The sequence below is a fragment of the Streptomyces filipinensis genome, from assembly GCF_014649495.1.
GTDB lineage: Bacteria > Actinomycetota > Actinomycetes > Streptomycetales > Streptomycetaceae > Streptomyces > Streptomyces filipinensis.
In genome coordinates this window covers 1-8511 of the sequence record NZ_BMTD01000046.1, presented here as the reverse complement: position 1 = coordinate 8511, position 8511 = coordinate 1, and the positions used below count along the sequence as shown (strand labels likewise).

7 protein-coding genes and 1 pseudogene are annotated in these 8511 nt (G+C 70.9%); 2 read left to right on the top strand and 6 right to left on the bottom strand.

What is annotated here, in order from left to right:
• Positions 1-381: 381 nt before the first annotated feature.
• The 3 genes and pseudogenes from IE244_RS41225 to IE244_RS41215 all read right to left on the bottom strand — a co-directional run bounded on the left by IE244_RS41225 (position 382) and on the right by IE244_RS41215 (position 2808).
• A complete protein-coding gene (locus IE244_RS41225; RefSeq protein WP_191878713.1) occupies positions 382-600 on the bottom strand; it encodes a hypothetical protein in 219 nt (72 codons plus the stop codon).
• Positions 601-939: 339 nt separating this feature from the next.
• Positions 940-1385, bottom strand: a pseudogene (locus tag IE244_RS41220) (winged helix DNA-binding protein).
• 256 nt (positions 1386-1641) lie between these two features.
• Positions 1642-2808 carry an FAD-dependent monooxygenase gene (locus IE244_RS41215; RefSeq protein ID WP_191878712.1) on the bottom strand — a complete coding sequence of 389 codons (1167 nt, stop codon included), beginning with the start codon at positions 2806-2808 and terminating at the stop codon, positions 1642-1644.
• Between the two features lie 126 nt (positions 2809-2934).
• Here IE244_RS41215 and IE244_RS41210 point away from each other — a divergent pair, with 126 nt between their 5' ends.
• Both IE244_RS41210 and tpg read left to right on the top strand, forming a co-directional pair.
• On the top strand, positions 2935-3855 hold the full coding sequence (locus IE244_RS41210) for a GntR family transcriptional regulator (RefSeq protein ID WP_191878711.1): 921 nt from the start codon (positions 2935-2937) through the stop codon (positions 3853-3855).
• A 237-nt stretch (positions 3856-4092) separates the two neighbouring features.
• Positions 4093-4644: a telomere-protecting terminal protein Tpg gene (gene tpg, locus IE244_RS41205; protein ID WP_425545579.1), complete on the top strand. Its 552-nt coding sequence runs from the start codon at positions 4093-4095 to the stop codon at positions 4642-4644.
• A 46-nt stretch (positions 4645-4690) separates the two neighbouring features.
• Here tpg and IE244_RS41200 read toward each other — a convergent pair whose 3' ends face one another.
• From IE244_RS41200 to IE244_RS41190, 3 genes are read right to left on the bottom strand one after another with little or no spacing between them, the layout of a single operon-like run.
• Positions 4691-5752 carry a hypothetical protein gene (locus IE244_RS41200; protein WP_191878709.1) on the bottom strand — a complete coding sequence of 354 codons (1062 nt, stop codon included), beginning with the start codon at positions 5750-5752 and terminating at the stop codon, positions 4691-4693.
• Positions 5749-6498 (bottom strand): AAA family ATPase, encoded by a 750-nt coding sequence (locus IE244_RS41195; protein WP_191878708.1) that lies wholly within the window; start codon positions 6496-6498, stop codon positions 5749-5751. The genes IE244_RS41200 and IE244_RS41195 overlap by 4 nt, the downstream gene beginning before the upstream one ends.
• On the bottom strand, positions 6495-8093 hold the full coding sequence (locus tag IE244_RS41190) for a TnsB C-terminal domain-containing protein (RefSeq protein ID WP_373305841.1): 1599 nt from the start codon (positions 8091-8093) through the stop codon (positions 6495-6497). The genes IE244_RS41195 and IE244_RS41190 overlap by 4 nt, the downstream gene beginning before the upstream one ends.
• Between the last annotated feature and the right edge of the window lie 418 nt (positions 8094-8511).

The following is an 8511-nucleotide window of genomic DNA, read 5'->3' as shown; positions in this document are numbered from 1 at the left end:
CCCGCGGAGCGGGTCCCACAGCGCTGCGCGCTGTGCCAGCGAACCGCCTCGCTGCGCTCGGCGGGGCTCGGCTTCGCCGAGCCAAAGCCGGCCCTTCGGGCCGGTGGCCCTCCGCTTCGCTTCGGACTGATGGGGTTCCGCTTCGCTTCACCCGAGCGGCCTGGCTTCGCCAGGCCCCGTCCTCCCGTGCTTCGCGCGGGAGGTGACCTCGTTTCACGAGGTCCAGGCCTTCGGCCTGTTGGGTGGGTCCGCTTCGCTCCCCCACCTGGTCCTTCCGGCTTCGCCTCCAGGACAAGCCCGCTCCGCGGGCCGCTGGCTACGGGAAACCGGTGGGGTGTGCTGCCGGGATCCCGCCTGGGGGTTGCATCTGGGGCTGGTTGTCTACAGCGTGCCGTCAGCGATACGTTCGGCCGCGTCCTGCGCGACCTCGTTGGCGATGCGCACGCCATGCCTCTCGCCAGCGGCCAGGAGGGCTTCCCTCGCCTCCGGTGCCGGTCTGCCGGCATGCGTGGTGCGGATCTCCGCCAAGGCCTTCTCGTACTGTGCCACGTGTTCCTGAACCCGGGGCATGGCCTTCTCGTAGTCGGAAACGTCAGCCACACGGACAACCTACCTCAGTCAGCCTGGTGCTTCATTCTCTCTTTCGGATTGGCTCTGGAACGGATGGACTGCACCACTGGCTCGCTGCGTCGCCGATCGGTGAAGCAGCGAAGTCCCTGGTGAACCCCGAGTGGGGCCGCAGGGTTCGGCTTCTCCTGCTCTCGTCTCGGGCTACAGGGATGACTCCAACAGCCAGTGTGGGGACTGGAGTTCGCGCAGACCATAGTCAGGGGGCAGCCATCCCTTCTTCCTCCTGTCGATGGTCCTCTGCGTGTGAGGAGGCGGGTACGAGCAGCCGTACATCCGCTCAGGGCCAGGCGCAGCGCAGGAGGCTCTCGGTCAGGCGGTCAGTGCCGTGAGTTCGACGTTTGCCCGTTCGATGACCAGAGCGAGAACACGGCCAGCGGCGGCAAGGTCCTCGGAGGGTATCCCGCCCCAGATCCGGGCTGTTACGGGGGCAGTGTCAGCGCCAACAGCGGCAAGTAGTTCGCGCCCGGCGTCCGTGGGGTGAAGGTGCCCCTTGCTGTCTGCGGCGAGCAGCTTCCCTGCCAGCAGTTCGTCGATAGTGGCGCGGATGTCGGCGGGATCGGCCTTGAGGGAGCGTGGATCTGGGTGATCAGGTCGTGCGGTGTCTGCGGTGCGTCGGCGGTGACGGCGGCGCGCAGGGCAATCTGCTGGGTGAAGGTGAGGCCGTGTCGGGCCAGGACGTGCTCCAGGACGCCGCGGGCGGCGTAGTGGGCCAGGCCGAGGATACGTGCGTCGGCGACGGGGGCGGTCATGGTCATTGCTGGGGTCCCTTTCGGTTCTGTTCGTTTGGTACGGGTGGAACGAGATGTGTGTCGCGGGGGCAGCTCGTCAGAACTGACCTTGTGCACGGGCGCCGGGGCCACCGGGGGCAGTGCAGGGTGTCATCCGGCCCAGTTCGGTGCAGGCGAACTGCCTGCTGCCGATTCCTCTGCAACGTCAACACGTGCCGACAGGAGTGCTACGCATCAGCGACGGCCGGGTGGTCGGGTTCTGGTGTGGATGATCCGTCGCCTGTCAGGCGGCGGTGGCAGGGGTGTAGTCGGGGAGGCGGACCGGTTCGGTGTGGGTGTTCTCGGGGGCGCTGGCCGCGAGCATGTCGAGGATCTCCTGGGTGGGGGCCGGCATGAAGAACCGTTCGGCGCCCTCGCGGCCCAGCGCCTGGTGCTCGGTGACGTAGGGGCGCATCTGCTGCTCGTAGGCGGTGAAGGCGGCCGTGTGGTCGCCTTCGCGGGCGGCCAGCTCCCCGGCGAGGAGGTAGGCGCCGATCAGTGCCTGCGAGGTGCCACGGCCGGAGGTGGGGCCGGCGCAGTAGCCCGCGTCGCCGAGGAGGACGATGCGGCCGGCGGACCAGGTGTCCATCTCGACCTGGGCGTTGGAGTCGAAGAAGAACTCCTGCGCGGCGTCCATCTCCTTCAGCAGACGCGGCACCTCCCAGCCCTCGCCCGCGAACCGCTCGGCGACGATCCGCTTGTGCGCGGCGGTGTCGCGCCAGTCGTATTCCAGGTGCTCGGCGGCGAAGTGGAATGCCGCGCGGGCCTCGGTGTTGGCGCGGGCCGTGAAGATGTTCGCGGCCTTGCCGGGGGCGGTGTAGAGGTGGCCGGTGTTCTTCAGGCCGAGGTAGTTGTCCAGGTTGAAGATCGCGGTGTAGATGCCGAGGTGGCGGACGTACTGCTCTTCGGGGCCGAAGGCCAGGGCGCGGGTGCGGGAGTGCAGGCCGTCGGCTCCGACGACCAGGTCGAAGCGGCGGGGCGCGCCGCGTTCGAAAGTGACGTGGACGCCATTCTCGTCCTGGTTCAGGCTGGCGATGGAGTCGCCGAAGACGTACTCGACGTCCTTGCGGGTGGCCTCGTAGAGCATGCGGGTCAGGTCGCCCTTGAGGACCTCCAGGTCCCCGGCGAATATCGCGGCGGGGAGGGTGGCGTACTGGCGGCCCGCGGCGTCCACCATGGCGGCGTCGCCCATCTGCGTGTCCAGCGCCTCGATCTGCTGGAGGAGGCCCATGCGGTCCAGGACGTCGAGGGCCTCGCCGCGGAAGTCGACCGCGTAGCCGCCGTCGCGCAGCCTGGGGGCCCGCTCGACGATCGTGGGGGTGAAGCCGTGGCGGTGCAGCCAGTACGCCAGAGCGGGGCCCGCGACGCTGCCGCCGGAGATCAGCACGGTGCGGGTCTGGGTCTTGTTCATTTCCCTGTCCTCTCTCGGGTTTGTGTGTACAACGTACAGACGGAAAAAGCTCGGTAGAACAGGTGAGTTGAGGAAAGTAATCTAGTGCACTAGGGTTCGTCCGTACTAGTGCACTGGGAGGGTGGGATGACAGCGGTGCAGGCGCCGTACGCGCGGATCGCGGCCGAGCTGCGCGGGCGGATCGAGCGCGGGGAACTGCTGCCCGGGGACCGGGTGCCCTCCACGCGGGCCATCACCCAGCGGTGGGGGGTCGCCATGGCCACCGCGAGCAAGGTCCTGGCCCTACTCGGACAGGAAGGCCTGGTGCGAGCGGTGCCGGGGGTCGGGACCGTGGTCGCGGCCCGGCCCGGCGCCGGCGGACCGGGCCGGCGCACCGCCGCCGAGGACGACACCGCGCAGCGCGCCCGCATCATCCGCGCGGCGGTCGCCCTCGCGGACGCCGAGGGGCTCGCGGCCCTGACCATGCGCCGGCTCGGCGCCGAGCTCGGGGTCTCGGCGATGTCCCTGTACCGGCACGTCAGCAACAAGGAACAGCTGGTGGTGCTGATGGCTGACGCCGCCTTCGGGGAGGAGGCCTTGCCGGAGCGGCCGCCCCCGGGCTGGCGGGAGCGGCTGGAACTCTCGGCGGCCCTGCAATGGCGGCTCTACCGGGCCCACCCCTGGCTGGCCGGGGCCATGAACCTCAGCCGGCCCCTGCTGATCCCCAACGGCATACGCCACATCGACTGGGCCCTCGCCGCCCTCGACGGACTCGGCCTGGACGACGACACGCGGATGCACGCCGCCGTCACCCTCTTCGGGTACGTCCGCGGCCACGCCGTCGACCTCGAACCCGAGACCGACGCGACGCGCACCAGCGGCGTCACCGGGCAGGAATGGATGCACGCCCAGGAGACACGGCTCGCGGCACTCGTGGACAGCGGAGCCTTCCCCGCGTTCGCCGCCGCCAGAGCGGGCTCCGCCCTCTCCCCCGAATCCCTCCTCCACCACGGCCTGACCACCCTCCTCGACGGACTCGTCACCCGCATCACCACACCCCCGCACTGACCACCACGACGATCCGACCCCGCCAGCCCCGACAGCACACCCGTCAAAACGCCCTCCCGCCCAACAGGGCGCCGGTAACAGCACGGCCCACCGCCCCGGTCACGGGCACACGCCGACCTGGCCAGCCTCTACCGCATCTCGGCGCCATGAGGCAGGAGGACCGGCATTCCGTCCGCCTGGCGCCTCGATACATGAGAGACCCGTCATGACGGCTGCCCGGCGGACGGAGGGTCAACAGTGATCGGGACGGAGCTCGAAAGGCTGCTGTACACGCGGCCGGTACCGGAAACCACCGAGCAGCAGCTGAGCGCGCTACTCAGGTGGGCAAAGGGCTCCAAGCAGGCGGTAGCGCGGGAGTTGGGCGTGTCCCTGCGGACAATGCAGCGGTGGACGGCTCGCAGGGCAGCGGCACGGGCCAAGCCCTCTGCCCGTCACGCGGCACTGATCGACACACGGCTACGGGCCCGGTGGCAGCCACTGGTGCGTGCGCGGCGCAGGGCCGCCGCGGAGCGGCAGGGGCTGGTGGTGCACACCCGGGCGCGGTTCGGGTTCGCGGCAGGGGCCGGCGGTTCGGATGACCCGCGGCACCGGCTTCTGACGGCGCTGGTGCCCGGCGAGGTAGCCCGGGAACTGTTCTCCGCCTGGGAGGCAGGTGCCCCCGACCGGCAGTACCTGATGATCCTGGGCCGGGCGCTGGGACACGTCTACTTCCGGGCAGCGGGCAGGCGGGCAGATGCCCTCCAGGTGAGGCTCAGGGAGGTCGACTTCATCGAGTTCGGACTCGCGTAGCGGGTGTGCCGCAGCCGAGCGGCGAAGCAGGAGAGCACAGGGCCTTCTAGCCCAGTGCCTCGCGCTGCTCCCGCCAGTCCCAGACGACCGGCCCCCGTCGCTCTTTCCTCCACGCAGGAGGGGGCTGGGGCGGACGGATCTTGATGCTCTCGGCCAGGCGCAGCAGGGCAGCGCGGTCGGCCGGAGCGGCCAGGAGGCAGGCAGCATCGGTCAGATGGGCGAACTGGGCTGCGGCGTGGAGGAAGCCGCGGGCCCAGGCAGGCACGGGGTAGATCGCGCAGCCGTCGGTGTAGCGGGCGTGATCGTGCAGGATGAGGGTGCCGGCGGAGGGGTCGAAGCCATCCGGGCGGGCGGTAGCCAGCTGCTGGAACGAGGCACCGGCGGCAACGGCTGCCGCGAGGGCGGCGGCTCGGGCCGGGTGCGACGTCGCCTTGTGCAAGCGGTCGGTGAGCTGGACGGCCTGGGCCTGGGTCGGGGGGATGGGTGCCGGGCGCTGCTGGTAGACGACCGGCCGCGGAGTGCAGGCGGTCGTACAGGGCCGGGGACTGTCGTAGGAGACGAGGCGGTCCAGAGCATCAAGGGTGATCCAGCGCCAGGGCGCAGGCGCCGCGGAAGCCTGCGTGCCCGGGCGCGGGGCGTTGCTGCCGTAGAAGAGGGCTCGGGCTTCGGCCAGCATGTCGACGGCCGTGTGGTCAGTAGCGGCCAGAGTGCGGCCGGCAGCAGCGGTCAGGCGGGGCCGGTGAACGACGAGCGTGAGGTGGATGCCGGTCTGCCGCCACAGGCCGATGAGGCGCTGCAGGCGGTGGTCGTCGAGAAGGTGCGCACGCAGGACGGTCAGGCGGGTGACAGCCCGCGCCGTCACCCATGCCGCAGCCGCTTCCCACAACGGCGGCCTGCCGTGCGGGAAGCGGCCCGGGACGTGAGGCTCCTTACCCAGCGCAAGGAGCAGGTCCGCGGCCAGTGCGGTCTCGCTGGTCGTTCCCGGAGTGGGGTGCAGGGTGACGCGGCCGTCCTGCGGAGCGTGGGCAGCCAAGGCTGCGTGGGTGAAGGCGGCGTCGTCCCCGCAGTCCAGGACGACGGCCAGGCTGGGCGTGGCAGGCGTGATCATGCGAGGCGGCTGAACGCCCAGCGCAATAGGTCCCGGTCCGGGCGCGGGCGGCCGGTGCGTTCCAGGGCGGTGCGCATGTGGGCGGTGAGCTGGGCCCAGGCGCGGAAGTTGCCGTGGGCGGCCTGTTCGTCGGCGAAGGTGATGTCGGCCGGGTCGGCGTCCTCCCAGACGGGGTGGAAGAGCGGGACGACGTCGAGGACCTCTTCGGGGGTGAGGCGGGTGAACTGCTGCCAGATGAAGATCCGGGAGGACAGCATCGGCTCGCGGCGCAGCACGGTGTGAGCACCGGCGCCGCCGACGAAGACGATCGCGATCTGAGTAACCGGCTCGTCCCACAGGTAGCGGAAGTACTCGAACGCCTCCCCATTGAGCCACTGCGCCTCATCCACCAGAAACGTGCGGGGCCGCTCGGACAGGGCGGTCTTCAACAGGCGGTCGAACTCACTGGGGTGGCGGGGCGGCTCACCAGGCAGCCGGAGCGTCTCGAACAGCTCGTAACGGACCGCACGGGCGGTCGGACGGGCCCGGAAGGTGACCCTGCAGACCTCCTCGCCGCGGGAGTCCTCCAACTCGTGCAGGCAGGTATTGACCGCAAGGGTCTTCCCGAAGCCGGCGTTGCCGTGGATGCACATCATCGCCCGCGCGGCGACCGTATCCGCGATGTTCTCCCGCGCAGTCAGCAGGGCCCTCGTGGTCACGATGGAGGCATCCGGCAGGTCGACGTACTGGTACGTGGGCGCGGTCACCGCACACCACCGCCCGCAGCGCCGTCCCCGTCACCGGAGACACCGGCCGCCGGTCCGCCGCCAGGCTCGTCATCTGACGCAAGTGACGTCTGCGGCCGGGTACGGGCCGCGAGGGAGGCCGGGGTACGCCAGTCGGACGGAGGCGCGGCCGGCGGGATCAGGTCCGGCAGCGCCAGCCTCGACAGATCCGCCCGGTCAGCCACGGCCAACTCGGCAGCAGCCTCCATCGTCGACACCGCATCCAGCCGCTCCGGCTTCCCCGGCCGCGTCACCGCGGCATAGCGCTCGCGCTGGGCTGCGGCGAGGTCCTTGCGCAGACGCCGGCTGCGCGTGGCCCGAGCGGTGCGGACTGCGGTGATCTGCTCCGGGCTCGCCTCGTCCGCGACGGTCGCGGGTCCCAGGTAGCGGCCGGTCGCGGCGTCGAAGACCTCGATGCGGTGATCGTGGTGCGGCATGAACCGCACCCTGACCCCCGTACCCGCCAGGCCCGTCATCCACGGCCCCACATAGTCCCGCCGGCGGAACCGGACCCCGCGGGTGGAGACCACCCGGATCCGTCCGTCGTCCTCCAGCGTGAACGTCCACAGCTCCTCCGGGCTGACCTCCCGGACCGGAGTCGGGTCCGCCTCCCAGGCCTGCAGAGGCGACCTCCCGTCCAGCGGCCGGGGCAGGTGGCAGGTGTTCCACCACTCCACCCAACCCAGCAGCCGGGCCGTGAAGTCCTCAAAGCCGAGCAGCACCTCGCCCTTCGGCCGTGCCCGGCGTCGGCCCGGGCGCGGCTGACGTACATAGCCGGGCAGCGCGGCGAGGAACATCGACTCCACCGCCCGGTTCAAGCCCTCCACCGTGCCCTTCAGATGCGGGGTGTAGGCGGGCAGGTCCTCCACCTCAACCACCAGCGCGCCGAACGCGGCCGCGACCGTCTTCGACAAGAAGTCCTTGCCCCGGTCCACACGCACCCTCTCCGGAAGCCCGCCCTGCGGTCCGAACGGCTCCTCGCGCAGCACCGCCGCACGGAGCGCGGCCAGCACCGACTCCCGCGACGGAGACCCGGGCGTGACCGCCACCCCCATGACCGTGTTCGTCGCGCAGTCCACGAACCACGTCACCCACGGACGCCGGGCCACACCCTCGACATCTACCAGGACCGGAGCCTGAACGTGATCGGCCTCCCACACCTGATTCCGCCAGCCCCGAGGCCGGGCCAGGAACACATCGTGCTTGCGGGCCTCACGCTCACCACCAGCAAGCCCCGCCCGCTCCCCCGCACTCAGATCCCGCCGGATCGCACGATGCAACGTCGTCAACGACGGGGCGGTACCGGGAGGAGACTGCCCGGCGGCGCGCCCGGCCAGCTCACGCTGTACCGCCGCGACGTTCCCGCCCCACAACGCCAGCAACGCACGCACCTCATCCGTCACAACGAACCGGTCCGCCCGCGCCAGCCGGACACCCGGGACCACCCCGGGCCCGGGACCGGGCGCAGCGAGCCAGCGCCACACCGTCCGCTCCGACACCCCCAGCGACCCTGCAGCCACCCGCACATGGCCTGCCGTCAGCCGACCCGCCGCCCGTAACTCCAACAGCCGGCCCACCGCCGCGCCACGCATCCCCACCCGCGCGGCCTCCGGCAGCGCACTCCGCTCCCCCACCACCACACACCCCACGCCCGGGAAGACCTCCACAGGCCCCAAGCCTCCCGGCCGCTACCCCCGCCATGGATAAGAAGCACCGTTTCCGTGGCAGTGGAGACCGTGGTGGTGTACCGCCCCATGACAGCGACCACCACCCCAGAACCGCTTCCATGTCAGCAACGGAAACAGCTCACGGGCACACGACCAGCACAAACACCCCCGACTGACAGCCCGTCACTGCCAACCCCCCACTGACACCAAACCGGCACATCGCAGGCCGGCGCTGAGGAGTGGGCGCCCGGGCGGCGGCCGTCGGCGGCCCGGATCCAGTTCCGCAGCGTCTCGGTGTTCACCCCGAGATCACCGGCGACCGACTTGA